The organism is Rhizobium ecuadorense (assembly GCF_001187535.1).
GTDB lineage: Bacteria > Pseudomonadota > Alphaproteobacteria > Rhizobiales > Rhizobiaceae > Rhizobium > Rhizobium ecuadorense.
Genome location: NZ_LFIO01000481.1, coordinates 1 through 276, shown reverse-complemented (window position 1 = coordinate 276; position 276 = coordinate 1). Strand labels below are relative to the sequence as shown.

At 59.4% G+C, this 276-nt stretch carries 1 pseudogene; it reads right to left on the bottom strand.

Going from position 1 to position 276, the window contains the following annotated elements:
• A pseudogene (locus AF337_RS11500) lies at positions 1 to 276 on the bottom strand (ABC transporter substrate-binding protein); the annotation flags it as partial.

Below are 276 nucleotides of genomic sequence, written 5' to 3'. Positions count from 1 at the left end.
ATCGCCATCATTGGGGAACAAGCCGCCGACCTTCTTATTGGTCTCGATCTGCGCCCACATATTGGTGAAGACGGAGATGACGTCCTCGAGACCCCAGAAGAAGTGATAGGCATAGTTGAATGGTTTCCACGAGGTGGGGTCGCCGGGATTGCCCTGCTGGCCGATGAACCAGGGTTGCCAGGGCGCCACCGTCGAAATACAGGGCATTTCCTCGGCCTCGCAGGTGGTCGCCACCGGATTGGTGGTCTCCGGCGTCGAGGCGACGAGGATCAGGTT